General features: G+C 71.0%; 17 protein-coding genes. 12 read left to right on the top strand and 5 right to left on the bottom strand.

The window, feature by feature from the left end; translation table 11 throughout:
- Positions 1–882 (bottom strand): mycothiol conjugate amidase Mca, encoded by an 882-nt coding sequence (gene mca / locus ACFVW8_RS28710; protein WP_389694981.1) that lies wholly within the window; start codon positions 880–882, stop codon positions 1–3.
- A 149-nt stretch (positions 883–1,031) separates the two neighbouring features.
- Here mca and ACFVW8_RS28715 point away from each other — a divergent pair, with 149 nt between their 5' ends.
- A complete protein-coding gene (locus ACFVW8_RS28715) occupies positions 1,032–1,448 on the top strand; it encodes a DUF4307 domain-containing protein (protein WP_389694983.1) in 417 nt (138 codons plus the stop codon).
- Positions 1,449–1,631: 183 nt separating this feature from the next.
- Positions 1,632–2,129, top strand: coding sequence for a transcription elongation factor GreA (gene greA / locus ACFVW8_RS28720; RefSeq protein WP_389694985.1), 498 nt, complete (start codon positions 1,632–1,634; stop codon positions 2,127–2,129).
- A 64-nt stretch (positions 2,130–2,193) separates the two neighbouring features.
- On the opposite strand, the gene ACFVW8_RS28725 is transcribed toward greA, so the two are convergent.
- Both ACFVW8_RS28725 and ACFVW8_RS28730 read right to left on the bottom strand, forming a co-directional pair.
- Positions 2,194–3,051, bottom strand: coding sequence for an ABC transporter permease (locus ACFVW8_RS28725; protein ID WP_389694987.1), 858 nt, complete (start codon positions 3,049–3,051; stop codon positions 2,194–2,196).
- Positions 3,048–4,052, bottom strand: coding sequence for an ATP-binding cassette domain-containing protein (locus ACFVW8_RS28730; RefSeq protein ID WP_389694989.1), 1,005 nt, complete (start codon positions 4,050–4,052; stop codon positions 3,048–3,050). Before ACFVW8_RS28730 ends, ACFVW8_RS28725 begins: the two co-directional genes overlap by 4 nt.
- 288 nt (positions 4,053–4,340) lie before the next feature.
- Between ACFVW8_RS28730 and ACFVW8_RS28735 the strand changes: the two genes are divergently transcribed.
- The 5 genes from ACFVW8_RS28735 (at position 4,341) to ACFVW8_RS28755 (ending at position 10,384) form a co-directional block, all read left to right on the top strand.
- Positions 4,341–5,405, top strand: coding sequence for a LacI family DNA-binding transcriptional regulator (locus ACFVW8_RS28735; protein WP_389694991.1), 1,065 nt, complete (start codon positions 4,341–4,343; stop codon positions 5,403–5,405).
- Between the two features lie 14 nt (positions 5,406–5,419).
- Positions 5,420–6,811, top strand: a complete 1,392-nt coding sequence (locus ACFVW8_RS28740) for an FAD-dependent oxidoreductase (RefSeq protein ID WP_389694993.1) — start codon at positions 5,420–5,422, stop codon at positions 6,809–6,811.
- A 20-nt stretch (positions 6,812–6,831) separates the two neighbouring features.
- A complete protein-coding gene (locus tag ACFVW8_RS28745) occupies positions 6,832–8,178 on the top strand; it encodes an MFS transporter (protein ID WP_389694995.1) in 1,347 nt (448 codons plus the stop codon).
- 78 nt (positions 8,179–8,256) lie between these two features.
- Positions 8,257–9,333 carry a zinc-binding dehydrogenase gene (locus tag ACFVW8_RS28750; RefSeq protein WP_389694997.1) on the top strand — a complete coding sequence of 359 codons (1,077 nt, stop codon included), beginning with the start codon at positions 8,257–8,259 and terminating at the stop codon, positions 9,331–9,333.
- A gap of 133 nt (positions 9,334–9,466) precedes the next feature.
- Positions 9,467–10,384 (top strand): carbohydrate kinase, encoded by a 918-nt coding sequence (locus tag ACFVW8_RS28755; RefSeq protein ID WP_389694999.1) that lies wholly within the window; start codon positions 9,467–9,469, stop codon positions 10,382–10,384.
- A 27-nt stretch (positions 10,385–10,411) separates the two neighbouring features.
- Here the strand turns inward: ACFVW8_RS28755 and ilvA are convergent, their stop codons facing one another.
- Positions 10,412–11,641, bottom strand: coding sequence for a threonine ammonia-lyase (gene ilvA / locus ACFVW8_RS28760; RefSeq protein WP_389695001.1), 1,230 nt, complete (start codon positions 11,639–11,641; stop codon positions 10,412–10,414).
- A 156-nt stretch (positions 11,642–11,797) separates the two neighbouring features.
- On the opposite strand from ilvA, the gene ACFVW8_RS28765 reads away from it, so the two are divergent.
- Genes ACFVW8_RS28765 through ACFVW8_RS28775 form a run of 3 tightly spaced genes read left to right on the top strand, consistent with a single transcriptional unit; the run spans position 11,798 to position 13,119 of the window.
- A complete protein-coding gene (locus tag ACFVW8_RS28765) occupies positions 11,798–12,328 on the top strand; it encodes a MarR family winged helix-turn-helix transcriptional regulator (protein ID WP_389695003.1) in 531 nt (176 codons plus the stop codon).
- A gap of 48 nt (positions 12,329–12,376) precedes the next feature.
- On the top strand, positions 12,377–12,871 hold the full coding sequence (locus tag ACFVW8_RS28770; RefSeq protein WP_389695005.1) for a sigma factor-like helix-turn-helix DNA-binding protein: 495 nt from the start codon (positions 12,377–12,379) through the stop codon (positions 12,869–12,871).
- Positions 12,868–13,119, top strand: coding sequence for a hypothetical protein (locus tag ACFVW8_RS28775; RefSeq protein WP_389695007.1), 252 nt, complete (start codon positions 12,868–12,870; stop codon positions 13,117–13,119). The genes ACFVW8_RS28770 and ACFVW8_RS28775 overlap by 4 nt, the downstream gene beginning before the upstream one ends.
- An 88-nt stretch (positions 13,120–13,207) precedes the next feature.
- Here the strand turns inward: ACFVW8_RS28775 and ACFVW8_RS28780 are convergent, their stop codons facing one another.
- Positions 13,208–14,353 (bottom strand): cystathionine gamma-synthase, encoded by a 1,146-nt coding sequence (locus tag ACFVW8_RS28780; RefSeq protein ID WP_389695009.1) that lies wholly within the window; start codon positions 14,351–14,353, stop codon positions 13,208–13,210.
- 67 nt (positions 14,354–14,420) lie between these two features.
- On the opposite strand from ACFVW8_RS28780, the gene ACFVW8_RS28785 reads away from it, so the two are divergent.
- Together ACFVW8_RS28785 and ACFVW8_RS28790 are read left to right on the top strand one after the other, a co-directional pair.
- Positions 14,421–15,524, top strand: coding sequence for a hypothetical protein (locus tag ACFVW8_RS28785; RefSeq protein ID WP_389695011.1), 1,104 nt, complete (start codon positions 14,421–14,423; stop codon positions 15,522–15,524).
- An 85-nt stretch (positions 15,525–15,609) separates the two neighbouring features.
- Entirely contained in the window at positions 15,610–15,732 is a 123-nt protein-coding gene (locus tag ACFVW8_RS28790; RefSeq protein WP_389695013.1) for a hypothetical protein, read from the top strand.
- Positions 15,733–15,910 lie beyond the last annotated feature (178 nt).

Below are 15,910 nucleotides of genomic sequence, written 5' to 3' on the forward strand. Positions count from 1 at the left end.
TCAGCCATTGTCGCGGATGCCCGCGAAGAGGTCGCTCTCGGGGAGGGAGGTATCGACGAGGGACTTCGCCAGCTCGTACTCCTCGGTCGGCCAGACCTCCTGCTGGATGTCCATCGGAACCCGGAACCAGCCGCCTTCCGGATCGATCTGCGTCGCGTGCGCGATCAGCGCCTTGTCACGGATCTCGAAGAAGTCCGCGCACGGGATATGCGTGGTCAGCGTGCGTTCGGCGCGCTCGAACTCCTTCCAGCGCTCCAGCCAGTCCGCGTACGGGGACTCCATGCCGCGGGCCAGCAGGGCCTCGTGCAGCGCGACCGTGCGCGGCTTGTTGAAGCCCTGGTTGTAGTAGAGCTTCTGCGGCGACCAGGCCGGACCGAACTCCGCCTCGGGGAACTTCTCGGTGTCCGCCGCGCCCTCGAAGGCGATCATCGAGATCGTGTGGGTCATGATGTGGTCGGGGTGCGGGTAGCCCCCGTTCTCGTCGTACGTGGTGATGACCTGCGGCCGGAACGCGCGGATCTTCGCGACGAGACGCCCTGCCGCCTTCACCTCGTCCTCCAGCGCGAAGCAGCCGTCGGGCAGCGGCGGCAGCGGGTCGCCCTCGGGCAGCCCGGAGTCGACGAAGCCGAGCCACTCCTGCTTGACGCCGAGGATCGCGCGGGCCTCGTCCATCTCCTTCCTGCGCACCTCGTGGATGTTCTCCTCGATGTACGAGTCACCCTGGAGTTTCGGGTTGAGGATGGAGCCGCGCTCGCCTCCCGTGCAGGTCACGACCAGCACGTCCACCCCCTCGGACACATACTTGGCCATGGTGGCCGCGCCCTTGCTCGACTCGTCGTCGGGGTGGGCGTGCACGGCCATCAGTCGAAGCTGCTCAGTCAAGACTCGATCCTCAGTGATTGATCGCCATCAGGGTGCCGTCCCGCAGGGACGTCGGTGTGGGGTGGCGGTCGGGTGGCGGGTGGAGGCTTCTATAGTGACCGAACCGGGGGGCGGAAAATTCCTCGATCCCCGGTACGGGAGGAACGATCATGACCGCGGTGCGCGAAGCGCCCTCCGAGAACCGCTACGGCCGCTCCGCGGACCAGCCCGCGGACCGCAAACTCAAGATCATCGGCTCGGTGCTCGGCGTCGCCCTGCTCGGCGTGATCGGCTGGATCGGCTACGACTACGTCGCAGGTCAGGGCGTCAGCGCCGAGGTGATCAAGTTCAAGGTCGTCTCGGACGAGCGGGTCGAGGTGCACCTGGAGGTCCGCAAGGACCGGGACGCCAAGGGCTACTGCACGATCCGCTCACAGCGCGAGGACGGCACCGACGTCGCCCGCAAGGACTTCCGTTTCGACGAGGCCACCGAGCGGATCGACCGCGTCCTCTCGCTGCGTACGACGTCCAGGGCGACCAGCGTCGAGCTGCTGGGCTGCACGGACGACGGCGGGGCGTCGAGTTGACCGCCGCACGCACGTCCTGAACCGCGCCCGTCGGCGCTGACCTGCGGCTCAACAGCAGCAGGTGTTTACCTTCTCCCCCTTTTCCTGGGGAATTGTTAGGCTCGTGGTTTCGCCCACCCGGAGAAGCACATGCTTCCGGGTAGGGCGATGCTTTGTATTCCCAGTACCGACGAGGAGCACCCTGTGACCCAGACCAGCGAAAACGTCACCTGGCTCACGCAGGAGGCGTACAACCAGCTCAAGGCCGAGCTGGAGTACCTGTCTGGTCCCGCGCGCACGGAGATCGCCGTAAAGATCGCGGCGGCCCGTGAGGAGGGGGACCTGCGCGAGAACGGCGGGTACCACGCGGCCAAGGAGGAGCAGGGCAAGATGGAGCTCCGGGTGCGCCAGCTGACCCAGCTCCTTGAGCACGCCAAGGTCGGCGAGGCGCCGGCCGACGACGGCGTGGTCGAGCCCGGCATGGTCGTGACGATCGCCTTCGACGGCGATGACGACGACACGACGACCTTCCTCCTGGCCTCCCGTGAGTACGCGAGCGCGGACATCGAGACGTACTCCCCGCAGTCCCCGCTCGGCGTGGGCGTGAACGGCAAGAAGATGGGCGAGACCGCGGACTACGAGCTGCCGAACGGCAAGACCGCGACGGTGAAGATCCTTTCGGCGAAGCCGTACACCGGCTGATCCACGGCCCGTACGAACGCAGCAGGGAGCCCCGGCCACCTACGGCCGGGGCTCCCTGCTGTGCTCAGGCCGTGGCCGAGCGGTACTTGCGCACCGCCAGGGTCCTGAAGACCACCAGGATCAGCAGGGACCACAGGGCCGAGGCGATGATCGGGTGCTGCATGGGCCAGGCGTCCGGTGTGACGAAGCCCTCCGGCAGGTTGCCGAAGAGCACCCGGCAGGCCTGCACGGTGGCGCTGAACGGGTTCCACTCGGCGATGTGGCGCAGGAACGTCGGCATCTGGTTGGCGTCGACGAAGGCGTTCGAGATGAACGTCAGCGGGAAGAGCCAGATCAGTCCGCCGGACGTCGCCGCCTCCGGCGTGCGGACCGTGAGACCGATCAGTGCGCCGATCCAGGAGAAGGCGTAACCGAGGAACAGCAGCAGCACGAAGCCGAGCAGCACCTTGGCGATGTTCTCGTGGACCCGCCAGCCGACGATGAGCGCGACGCCCGCGAGGACGACGAGCGTGAGCGCGGTCTGTACGAGGTCGGCGAGGGTACGCCCGGTCAGGACGGCGCCCCGGGCCATGGGCAGTGACCTGAAGCGGTCGATCAGCCCCTTGTGCATGTCGTCGGCGATGCCCGCGCCGGCGCCCGCGGTGGCGAAGGTGACGGTCTGGGCGAAGATGCCGGCCATCAGGAACTCGCGGTAGGCCTGGGGCGAGGTGGAGCCGCCGACCTTGATGGAACCGCCGAACACGTAGGTGAACAGCACCACGAACATGACGGGCTGGATGAGCCCGAACAGGACCATCTCCGGAATCCGGGTCATGCGGATCAGATTGCGGCGGGCGATGACCAGGGAGTCGCGTACGGACTGGCCGATTCCGCCGCCGGAGCGCGGCGCCGGAGCCGCGGTCGACTCGGTGAGGGCGCTCATTCCTGTGCCTCCGTCGGTGCGGCGGCCTGCCCGGCCGTCCCGTTCTCGTTGGCCTTCTGCTGTTCGGCGGCGTGCCCGGTGAGGGAGATGAACACATCGTCGAGCGTGGGCCTGCGCAGTCCGATGTCGTCGATCTCCACCCCGTGGGTGTCGAGCTCGCGGATGATCTCGGCGAGGAGCTTGGCCCCGCCGTCGACCGGGACGGTCATCTTGCGCATGTGCGGGACGACCGCGACCTCGCCCTTGCCCAGCCGGCCGAGAACGGCGCGGGCCGGGTCGATCTGGTCGGGCTGGTGCACGACGACCTCGACACGCTCGCCGCCGGTGCGGGCCTTGAGCTGGTCGGAGGTACCGCGGGCGATGACGAGTCCGTGGTCGATGACGCAGATGTCGTGAGCGAGGCGGTCGGCCTCCTCCAGGTACTGCGTGGTCAGCAGCAGCGTCGTACCCCCGGCGACGAGCTCCTCGATGACCTCCCAGAGCTGCTGCCGGTTGCGCGGGTCGAGGCCGGTGGTCGGCTCGTCCATGAACATGACCGGCGGGGAGACGACGAGCGCCGCCGCCAGGTCGAGCCGGCGGCGCATGCCGCCGGAGTACGTCTTGGCGGGGCGGTCGGCCGCGTCGGCGAGGTTGAACCGCTCCAGCAGCTCCACCGCCCGGGCCTTCGCGTCGCGCCGGCTCATCTGGTAGAGCTGGCCGACCATCTGCAGGTTCTCACGGCCGGTCAGGTACTCGTCGACGGCGGCGAACTGGCCGGAGAGCCCGATCGAACGCCGTACCTCGTTGGGATTCTTCAGTACGTCGATGCCCGCGACGAAGGCGCTGCCGCTGTCGGGCATGAGCAGCGTCGTGAGGACGCGTACAGCGGTCGTCTTGCCGGCGCCGTTGGGGCCGAGAAGTCCGAGGACGGTGCCTTGCGGCACGTCGAGATCGACACCGCCGAGTGCGGTGACGTCGCCGAAGGTCTTCACCAGACCTTCGGCGTAGATCGCGCCTGGCATATGGGGCTCCCCCAGTGCGTTCGAGTGACTTCCTCACAGATCCTAGATTTGCCCGACCCGCCTCGCCCGGTGAACACACGAGGTGAACGCGTGTACGCGGCGGGCCGGACACGGGCACGCTAACGCGATACATCGCGATATACAAGATGCGGCTCGCGACAGCCATTGACGGCGGGACGAACCGTCCTTAAGGTAATCGCTAACCCCAACGTTTACCTCCCGGAAATCAACGCGGCATACGGGGTAAACGTTTACCCAGATAACGACCGACGGTGGGAAGGAAGCGCGATGCGGGCAGGCGGGCGTGTGACGCTCAAGACGATTGCCGATTCGCTGGGGGTCTCCGTGAAGACCGTGTCCCGGGCCCTGGCGGGCAAGGACTCGGTCGGTGAGGAGCTCCGGGCCCGTATCCGCACGGAGGCCGACCGGCTCGGCTACGTACCGAACTCGATGGCCAGGTCACTGGTCTCCGGCGACACGATGACGCTGGGCATGGTCATCACCCATCCGGCGAACCCGTTCTACGCGCTGCTGATCAGCGCCGTCGAGGAACGCTGCCGCGCGAACGGCTACTCGCTGCTGCTCATGGTGACCGAGGAGGACCTGGCCACCGAGCGGGACGCGGCGGAGACACTCCTGCGGTGGGGGGTGGACGGGGCCGTGGTGATCCCCGTCCAGGAGGGCGCGGAGCACTGGCAGCGGCTGCGGGACTCCGGCGTGCCGATCGTGCTGGTCAACCGAGGCCTTGACGGCTTCGAGTGCGACTTCGTCGGTGTCGACCACGAGCGCGGGGCCTACGAAGCCGCCTCCCATCTGCTCGACACCGGTGCCTCCAGCATCCACCTGCTGGAGGAGGACGTGCCGTTCTCCTCGGCGGCCGACCGACGCGCCGGCTTCCACCGCGCACTCACCGAACGAGGCCTCCCCGTACGGGAGGACACCGTCACGCTGGTGCCGGTACCGGCGCACGGGCGGCGGGTCCTGCCGTGGGAACCGGCCGCCGCCTACGAGTGCGCCCAGCAGCTGGTGAGCGGTCTCGAACCGGGCGCGGCGGTTCTGACCGGGAGCGACTACTTCGCGCTCGGCCTGTTCCGCGCACTGGCCGAGAGGGGCATCGACGTGCCCTCCCAGGTCTCGGTGATCGGGCACGGTGACCTGCCGTTCGCCGCGTACCTCCAACCCGCGCTGGCCAGCGTCCGCCCACCGGCCGACGAGATCGGCGCGCGGGCCGCGGACCTGCTGTTCGAGCGCATCCAGGGTTCGACCGCCCCCGCCACCACCATCTGTCTGCCGCCGGAGCTGAGGATCCGGGCCTCGGCCGGCGGCGACGACCGACGACGTACAGCGAGCTGATGAGGAACATGGCGATGCCGAACACGGACAAGCAACAGACCACGGTGTACGAACAGGCCCGGGACATCCCGGTGGTGGCCGACGTCGACGTCCTGGTCGTCGGCGGCGGCCCGGCCGGTGTGTGCGCCGCCGTCGCCGCGGCGCGGGCGGGCGCGAGCACGTTCCTCGTCGAGCGGCACGGTTTTCTCGGCGGGATGTGGACCGCGGGAATGGTACTCACACTCGCCGGCTACAACTCCTGGCTGCGCCCGTACCAGCGCTGCGTGGAGGGCGTTCCCGCGGAGTGGCTCGCCCGCGCCGCGAAGGAGGGCGGCGCGGTCGACGGTGACGGCTGGGTGCTGAACTCCGATCCGGAGGTCATGAAGCGCGTCGCCGACGAGATGATCGAGGCCGAGGGCATCGGCATGCTGCTGCACAGCTGGGGTGCCCGCCCGATCGTCGAGGACGGGGCCGTACGCGGTGTGTACGTCGAGAACGTCGACGGCCGGCGCGCCATCCGCGCCTCGGTCACCGTGGACTGCACCGGCAACGGCGACATCGTGTCCGGTGCCGGTGACGACTGGGCCAAGGGCAACACGCTGCAGCCGATGACCATGCCGTTCCGGGTGGGCAACGTGGCGACGGACCCGGAACGCGAGCACGCCGCTCCGGTCCGCATCCCCATCGGCCCGGAGGCGACCCTGCTGAAGGAGCCGCTGCTCGGGCGGTACGCCTCCACCCGCAGGGACATCGACCTGGACGTGGACGCCATGCGGGCGGCCCGCGCGCGGGGCGAGCTGCCGCCGTTCGGCGGCCCGTGGTTCGGCGGCATGGAGAAGGACATCGCCTGGGTCAACACCACCCGTGTCATCGGCGACGCGTCCAACGCGGACGATCTCACCCGCGCGGAGATCACCGGCCGCAAGGACTCCGTCGTCCTGCTCGACGCCCTGCGCGAGCACAGCCCGGCGTTCGCGAACGGGCGGCTGCTGCACACGAGCACCCAGATCGGCGTCCGCGAGACACGACGCCTCGTCGGGGCGTACACCCTCACCGGCGACGACATCCGCGCCAACGCCCGGTTCGACGACAGCATCGCGATCGGCTGCTGGCCGATCGATGTGCACCCGGCCGGGGACGTCGGCGTGCACGCCATGTACGTGCCGCTCCCCTACGAGATCCCGTACCGCACGCTGCTGCCGCGGACGACCGACAGCCTGCTCGTGGCCGGCCGGTGCATCTCGGTGGACCGCGAGGCACTCGGGTCGGCGCGGGTGGGTGCCACCTGTGCCGCGACGGGCCAGGCCGCGGGCGTGGCCGCCGCACTCGCCGCGGCCGGCGGGAAGCAGCCGCGACAGCTGGAAGCCGGGCAGATCAAGGCAGCGATCCAGGAACAGGGCGGCCGCGTGACGTCGCCGGCGCAATGACACTTCATCAGGAGAACGCTGTGAACAGTCACGCAGAGGCGGAAAGCCAGAAGATCACCCCGCAGGCCCGGAAGGTCCTCGTGGCGGCGGGCGTCGGACATTTCATCGAGTGGTACGACGTCGGTGTCTACGGGCTGCTGGCCACCTTCCTCGCCTCGAACTTCTTCGTCTCCGGCAATCCGACGGCCGCGCTGCTGTCCACCTTCGCCGTCTCCGCCATCGGGTTCGTCCTGCGGCCGCTCGGCGGCCTCTTCTTCGGACCGCTCGGGGACCGCATCGGCCGGCAGCGCACCCTGGCCATCGTCGTTCTGCTCACCTCAGGTTCGACGTTCGCGATGGGCGTGCTGCCCACGTACGACAGCGTGGGCATCCTCGCCCCCGTACTGCTGGTGCTCGTCAGGATGGTGCAGGGCTTCGGGGCCGGCGGCGAGACGTCCAACGCGGTGGCGCTGCTGTTCGAGCACTCGCCACGCACCCGCCGCGGATTCATGACGAGCTGGATGGACGGGATCGGCTTCATGGCCTCCGTCGTCGGTTCCGCACTCGCGCTCGCGCTGATCAACGTGCTCGGAAACGACGCGATGACCGGCTGGGGCTGGCGGATCCCGTTCCTCCTCGCGCTTCCGCTCGGCGCGGTCGGTCTCTACATCCGGGTGAAGCTGGAGGACTCCCCGGAGTTCCGCGAGCTGGAGGCCAGCGGCGGTGTCGCGGAATCTCCGACGAAGGAGGCGTTCCGTACCGGCTCCAAGGCGATGCTGGTGCTGTGCGGCGTCCTGCTCCTCAAGGCGATCGCGCACTGGGCGCTGGTGTCCTTCCTGCCGAGCTTCCTCAGCGGCGACCTCGGGTTCAGCACCAGCCAGGCCTTCACGACCACGACCGTCGCCATCGGGGTCACCGCCATCGCCGTACCGGTCATGGGCGCCCTCTCCGACCGCGTCGGCCGTAAGCCGATGCTCATCGCGGGCAGCGCCGGTTTCGTCGTGCTCACCTGGCCGGCGTTCTACCTGATGTCGCTCGGCAGCGTGGCGAACGCGATCATCGCCATGACGGTCCTCGGCCTCCTGATCGCGGTGTTCGACGGCGCGTTGAGCGCGATGATGGCCGAGCAGTTCCCCGCGCGGATCCGCAGTGGCGCGATGGCCATCCCGTACAACCTGGTGGTCTCGGCGTTCGGCGGCTCGGTCCCCTACGTGGCCACCTGGCTGGTCGCCAGTACCGGAAGCAAACTCGCCCCGTCCTTCTACGTGATGCTCCTGTCCGCCGTCACCCTGACCTTCGCGGTCACCTCGATCCGGGAGACCGCCCCGCGGCGGGACCGGGTCGCGCCGGAGAAGGAAGCCGAGCCGGCACCGCAGCCGCAGTCCTGACCGGGGCAGGGCGTCATCGCCCCCCGCACCGCACTGCACCGCACCGCACCGCACCGCACCGAACGGAACTCCCTGACCATGCCCCAGCGAAATCGCCGTGTGCTCGTCCGGTCCATCGACGACATCAGCATCGAGGAGGTGCCCGTACCCGGGCCCGGCGACAACGAACTCCTCATCCGCAGCAGCGTCGTCGGGATATGCGGGTCCGACACCCACGCCGCCCTCGGTCACCACCCCTTCATCGACCTGCCGTACCGCCCCGGGCACGAGGTGGTCGGGACGGTCGCCGCCGTCGGCACCGGGGCCGAGGACTTCGCCCCGGGCACAAGGGTGATCGTCGAACCCAACCTGTACTGCGGCCGGTGCGAGCAGTGCCGCTCGGGCCGCTACAACATCTGCCGGGAGCTGACGGTGTTCGGCTGCCAGACCCCCGGCGGCATGGCCGACCTCTTCACGATCCCCGCCGACCGTGTCCACCGGGTACCCGAGGCGATGTCCGACCTCCAGGCCGCGCTCGTCGAACCCCTCGCCACCCCGGTCCACGCCGTGGCCAAGGCCGGTGACCTCACCGGCCGCACCGTGGCGGTCCTCGGCGCCGGCCCCATCGGGCTGCTCGTCCTGGCGGCGGCCCGGCACGCCGGTGCCGCCCGGATCGTGGTCACCGACCTGCTGGACACCAAACGGGAGCGTGCGGTGCGGCTGGGCGCCGACGGTGCGGTCCGGGCCGACGCGTCCGACCCGGCCGTGCAGGCCCAGGACATCCTGGGCGGCCCGGCCGACGTGGTCTTCGACTGCGTCGCCCGCGAACAGTCCATGGCCCAGGCCATCGACCTGGTGGCCAAGGGCGGCCGGATCATCGTCGTCGGCGTCGGAGCACCCGGCCCCACACCGATCCGGCTGGACCTCGTCCAGGATCGTGAGATCCGCATCGAGGGCACGCTCATGTACACCGCCGACGACTACCGCACCGCCCTCGGCCTGATCACTTCCGGGGTCATCGACACCGACGCGATCGTCACCGCCACCTTCCCGCTGGAGGACGCCGGCCAGGCCTTCGCCGCCGCGCTCGAACCGGAACACGTCAAGGTGCTGATCACCGTGGCCGGCCCGGGCCGGGTCCCGGAGCCGGACGGCCGCTCCTCCCACCGGATGTGACCGGGCCCGGGTACGTGACTCCACTGACTCCAGTGCCATGTCCTGCCGGTGCGGGGACCGCTCCCGCCCGGAGCCGCGCGTCCGCCCGGCCACGCCGCAGTCCGCCGGGCTGCCGTCCGAAAGGAACCCCGTCGTGATCGTCGTCGCCGGTGAGGCACTGATCGACCTGGTGCCGGAGGCCACCGGGAACGCCTCGGCCCCGCTGGTGCCCGCCCGCGGCGGCGGGCCGTACAACACGGCCGTCGCGCTGGCCCGCCTCGGCTCCTCCGTCGCCTTCTGCTCACGGATCTCGACGGACGCCTTCGGCATGTCCCTGACCGACCGTCTGCACGAGGAGAACGTGGTCCTCGATCTGGTCCAGCGGGGGCCTGAGCCGACCACGCTGGCCGTCGCCGCCATCGAGGCGGGCGGCTCGGCCGCGTACACCTTCTACTGCCAGGGCACCGCCGACCGGCTCTTCGCCCTGCCGGGCGCGCTGCCCGCCGAGACCCGGGCGGTGTCGTTCGGCACCTGCTCGCTGGTGCTCGAACCGGGGGCGAGTGCGTACGAGGAACTGCTGCGCCGTGAGGGGCGGCTCGGGCGCTTCATCGCCCTGGACCCCAATGTGCGCGCCGGCCTCATCACGGATCCGGAGGCCTACCGGGCCCGCTTCAGCCGCTTGCTGCCGTCCGTCTCGCTGCTGAAGCTCAGCGAGGAGGACGCGCAGTGGCTCGGGTGCGACATCGCGGGCTGGCTGGCCGCCGGTCCCGCAGCCGTCGTGGTCACCAGGGGCGAGGACGGCCTGACGGCCCATACGCGCGGCGGCACGTACTCGGTACCCGGTGAGCCCGTCCGGGTCATCGACACCATCGGTGCCGGTGACACCGTCAACGCGGCGCTTCTGCACGCCCTGTCCGAACGCGGCCTGCTGTCCGCCGACGCCCTGGCGGGGATGACCGAGGCCGACTGGCAACAGGTGCTCGGCTTCGCCGCCCGCGCCGCTGCGGCCACCTGCGCGCGGGCGGGCGCCGAGCCGCCCTTCGCGCACGAGCTGCGGTCCCAGCGCCCCTGAAACACGGGCGGGCGCCGCGCGAGCGGGTCAGTTCATCACCAGATAGCCCGCCTCGCGCAGCGCCGCCGCGACCTCCTCGCAGTGCTCCGGGCCCTTGGTCTCCAGATGCAGCTCCACCTCGGCCTCGGTGAGACCGAGCCGCGGGTCGGTGCGCACATGGCTCACGTCCAGGACGTTGGCGTCGGCCACCGAGAGCACGGCCAGCATGGTGGCCAGCGCGCCGGGGCGGTCCGTCAGGCGCAGCCGCAGGCTCAGATAGCGGCCGGCCGCCGACATTCCGTGCGTCAGGATGCGCTGCATCAGCAGGGGATCCACGTTGCCGCCGGAGAGCAGCGCCACCACGGGCCCGCGGAACGCCTTCGGGTCACTCAGCAGGGCCGCGACCGGGCTCGCCCCGGCCGGCTCCACGACCATCTTCGCCCGCTCCAGGCAGAGCAGCAGCGCACTGGACAGCTCGTCCTCGGAGACCGTACGGATCTCGTCGACCAGATCCCTGATCAGCGGGAACGGTACGTCGCCCGGCCGCCCCACCTTCATGCCGTCCGCCATCGTCTGGAGCGCGCCGACCGACACCGGGTGGCCGGCGGCCAGCGAGGGCGGGTAGGCGGCCGCGCCCGCCGCCTGCACGCCGACGATCCGCACATCGGGCCGGACGGCCTTCACCGCCACCGCGATCCCCGCGGCGAGTCCGCCACCGCCGATCCCGACGACGATGGTGCGCACCTCGGGGCACTGCTCCAGGATCTCCAGGCCGACGGTTCCCTGCCCGGCGATGATGTCCGGGTGGTCGAAGGGGTGGATGAAGACCGCGCCGGTCTCCTGCGCGTACTCCTGCGCCGCTGCCAGCGTCTCGTCGACGACATGACCGTGCAGCCGCACCCGCGCCCCGTACTCGCGGGTCGCGGCGACCTTCGGCAGCGGCGCCCCGACGGGCATGAAGACCGTCGACCGTACGCCTAGCAGCGCAGACGCGAGCGCGACACCCTGCGCATGGTTTCCGGCGCTCGCCGCCACCACACCGGCCGCACGTTCCACCGGGGAGAGTCCGGCGATCCGTACGTAGGCGCCCCGCAGTTTGAACGATCCGGTCCGCTGCAGGTTCTCGCACTTGAACTGGACGGGCGCGCCCACGAGGCCGGTCAGATGGCGGCTGCCCTCCATCGCGGTGACCCTGGACACGCCGGAGAGCATCTTCTGGGCCCCCTTGATGTCGTCGAGAATCAACGGGGGGAACGGGCCGGGCGGCGTGAAGTTCATTCCGCAAGTCTTGCAGCTGAAAGGGGTTGTGGCCGCCGCATGCCGTGTCGTCCTGCGTCGATGTCCGCAGGTTTGTGCAGCACTGGTACGCGTTGCCCCGGGGCCGCGTACTCTGTCCCCCACCCATCCGACACCGCACGAAGAGAGCCCCCGGCCATGCCCCCTCAGGACATGACGACTGCCGCGTCTCCCTCCGGGGGCGCCACCCCGGAGAATCCGGGTCCCGACCATCTGCTCGACACTCTGCAGCACCAGGTGGCGGTCTTCGCCCGGCGTGCCGAGCAGACCCGCCTCGGCGGCGTCGGCCAGGTGCGCAACTCCATGGACCGGGCCGCGTACCTGCTGCTCAACCGGCTGGACCGGGAAGGCCCCATGGGCGTCAAGGCGCTTGCCGCCGGGATGGGGATCGACTCCTCGACCGTGACCCGGCAGGTCGCGCCGCTGGTGGACACCGGTCTGGTCAAGCGGACCTCGCACCCCGAGGACGGCCGCGCCGTCGTGCTCCAGCTCTCCCCGCGAGGCCAGGCCCGCCTGGACGAGGTCCGCGCCTCGCGGCGCGAGTTGATGTCGCAGGTGACGGGAGACTGGGACGAGGAGGAGCGGGACGTGTTCTGCACCCTGCTCACCCGTTTCAACGCGGCCCTGGCCGCGCGGCAGGTCACGCACCAGCCGCCCTCCGCCGGCTAGCCGGTCCCGGGTCTTGACCCGGGACCCGCGGAGCGCTCGGATGACAGGGTGCGAGAGCGCCAGGCGGGCCGACAGCGGCGCCGCGCCCAGGAGTTCGATGCCTTCGTGGCGGGCGCGGCAGGCCGGCTGCTGCACGCCGCCACCCTGCTCACCGCGGAACCCGTCCGGCCGCCCGGGGCAAACGAGCGCGCACAGCGGCTGCTGACGGCAGCGCTGGCCCGTACGTACGCGAACTGGGACCGGCTGCACGGCGAGGATCCGTACAACCGGACCCGGCAGGATCTCACCGGCCGGTTCGCGAGGGAGGCCTGGCGCCACCACCGCCCGCGCGGCGGGCTGTTGGACCGGCTGACGCCGCAGGAACGGCTCGTCCTCGTGCTGCGGCTGTACGAGGGGGTCGCCGAGGAGCAGACCGCCGCCCTGCTCGGACTTCCGGTGGACCGGGTCCGCGCGATCTGCAACCGGTCGGTGGCCACGATGCGCGGCACCCGCGGTCCCACCGTCCGGCGCGGGCCCACCCGGCCGCTGGGGGCCGCGCCATGAGCGGGACCGGCCGCAAGGAGGACGAGGTCCGGCGGATGCTGGAGGGGCCGCATCCGCAGGTGCCCGCCGATCTGGCGGAGCGGGCGGTGCAGCAGGGCGGCCGGCTGCTGCGCCGGCAGCGGGTCCTGCGGCTGCTGGGCCTGCTGGCGCTGGTCGCCGCCGCGGTGGCGTTCACGGTGTGGGCGGTGACGGTCCAGCCCTGGCAGGTGCCGCCGGCGGAGACGACCCCGCCGCTGGGCGGCCGGTAGCCACGGGCCCGTGCCGGGTGGCCCTGACATGATGCGGCCGCCGGGCGGCACGCGGATCCCCACGCACCGGCCGGCGGCCGCAATACACCTAGCCGAGTGCCTGCGTCAGATCGGCCAGCAGGTCGTCGCCGTTCTCGATGCCGACGGAGAGCCTGACCAGGTCGGCGGGGACCTCAAGCGGAGATCCGGCGGCCGAGGCGTGCGTCATCCGGCCCGGGTGTTCGAGCAGTGACTCGACACCGCCGAGTGACTCACCGAGCGTGAAGAGCTTCGCCCGGTTGCAGACCTCGACCGCGGCCTCCTCGCCGCCCGCGACCCGGAAGGACACCATGCCGCCGAACGCCTTCATCTGCTTGGCGGCGACCTCGTGCCCCTGGTGCTCGGGCAGCCCCGGGTAGAGGACCTGGGTGACCTTGGGGTGCCGGGTCAGCAGGTCGGCGACCTTGGTCGCGTTCTCGCTGTGCCGGTCCATCCGGACGGCGAGGGTCTTGATGCCGCGCAGCACCAGCCAGGCGTCGAAGGGCCCGGCCACCGCGCCCATCGCGTTCTGGTGGTAGGCCAACTCCTCGGAGAGCTCGGGGTCGTTGACGATCAGCGCGCCGCCGACGACGTCCGAGTGGCCGCCCATGTACTTGGTGGTGGAGTGCACCACCACGTCGGCGCCCAGGGCGAGGGGCTGCTGGAGGTAGGGGCTGGCGAAGGTGTTGTCGACGACCAGCCGTGCACCCGCGGCGCGGGCGACACCGGCGACGGCCGCGATGTCGGTGATGCCGAGCAGCGGGTTGGAGGGCGTCTCCACCCAGACCGCCTTGGTGCGCGGCTGGATCGCGGCCCGTACCGCCGCCACGTCCGAGGTGTCGGCCACCGAGAACTCCACGCCCCAGCGCGAGGCGACCTTCGCGAACAGCCGGAACGTGCCGCCGTAGGCGTCGTTCGGGATGACCACGTGGTCACCGGGGGTCAGCAGCGTGCGGAGCAGGCAGTCCTCCGCGGCCAGACCGGACGCGAAGGCCAGTCCGCGGCGGCCGCCCTCCAGGGCCGCCAGGTTCTCCTCCAGTGCGGTGCGCGTCGGGTTGGCGCTGCGGCTGTACTCGTAGCCGCCACGCAGCCCGCCCACGCCGTCCTGCTTGTACGTGGACACCTGGTAAATGGGCGGAACAACAGCGCCGGTGAGGGGATCGGCGGTGTTTCCCGCGTGGATCGCGAGAGTTTCGAAGCTGTGCTGGTCGCTCATGGGGCCCGAGCGTAGTTCGTTCCGAGGGCCCTCACGGAGCACCGGGCCGTCCGGGACAATGGGGGGTATGGAGATTCTCTGGTTCCTGCTCGCCCTGTGCATGCTCGCCGCGGTGGTCGGCCCCTTCGCGCTGCGGCGCCGGGGCGGTATCCGTCAGGTGGCGCCCGGCTCCCCCGACGCCGCCGACCCGGACACCTACGGCTTCGCCCGCCAGGAGGAGCTGGACATCCGGATGCCGGGCCCCGACCAGGACCTCCTGGACGTGCTCGAAGTCGTCCAGGCCACCCAGGAGTGGCGGGCGGCCTCGCAGCTGCTGTCCGGGACGCCCAAGGAGGGCGAGGTGCGGTGGCAGCGGGTGCAGGCGTTCGCCGGTGCGGCCTCGCTGGAGCTGGTGCAGCGTCCGGGCGTCGGCGGGGCCTGGCTGCGCAAGTGGCGGGCCGAGGCGCCCAAGGACGCGGGCGGCGCGGCCGTGCACGCCGAATTCCTGGTGCAGCAGGCCTGGCGTTCGTCCACGGCCGGTACGGACGACTTCCGGATCATCCTGGAGGAGGCCCGTACGGTCATCGGGGAGGCGGCCCTGCTGGCACCGGGCGACCCGGTGCCGTACCTGGTGGAGCTGGCCGCGGCCCGCGGGCTCGGCTACTCCCACGAGGAGTTCGACCAGCTCTGGGCGAAGATCATCGACCGGGCGCCGGCGCACATGGGCGCGCACATCGCGGCGCTGCACTTCTGGTGCGAGAAGTGGCACGGCTCCCGCGAGGAGGCCGACCGCTTCGCCACCGCCGCGGCCGCCCGCGCCCCGCAGGGCTCGCTGCTGGCCGCGCTGCCGCTCTTCGCGCTGTACGAGCACCTGCCCGAGGTCAACATGGTGCGGAGCTTCTACCAGAGCCAGGCGGTGACCAAGGCGGTCGAGGGCGCCCTGTTCGCGGTCCACGCGGCCCGGGCCGACGATCCGATGCTCGCCCATGTCCGCCATCTCCTGGTGCTCTTCCTGGTCCGGATGGAGCGCTGGTCGGAGGCGATGAACCAGTTCGTCCACATCGACGGGCACGTGGGCGCGCTGCCGTGGACGGAGAACTCCGACCCGGCCGCCGAGTACACCGTCCACCGGGCCCTGGCGGTCGCCGGCTACGAGGCGAACGGCGGCAGCCCGGCGACGCTGCTCCAGTAGCGGGCCTCTCCCCCGGCCGCCGTTGTGCGACCGTGGGAGCGCCCCGCCCCTTCTGTACCCATCCACGACAAGGACCGGTGTTCCCGTGGCACGCCTGATACCCCTGATCCTGATCGGCCTCGGCCTCTACTTCTGGTTCAAGGCCCGCAAGCGGGCCGCCGCCTACGTCGATGACATCGAGTCCGACGACGGCACACCCCGCCGCTGACCGCGGGCGGCGGAAATCCGCTGCCGCTCCCGTGCCCGGAGGGCCTGGAGGCCGCGGTTCCGGCGCAGGCCGGCCGGCTGAGACGCGGGTGCCCCCCCCCCCCCGGGCGGGGGCCGGGGGGGGCGCCGGCCGGAGAAGGGAACAAAATAGCACGCGCCCCCACGCCGCCCCCCCCCAC

The sequence above is a fragment of the Streptomyces sp. NPDC058221 genome, from assembly GCF_042882365.1.
In the GTDB taxonomy this organism is placed as follows: Bacteria; Actinomycetota; Actinomycetes; order Streptomycetales; family Streptomycetaceae; genus Streptomyces.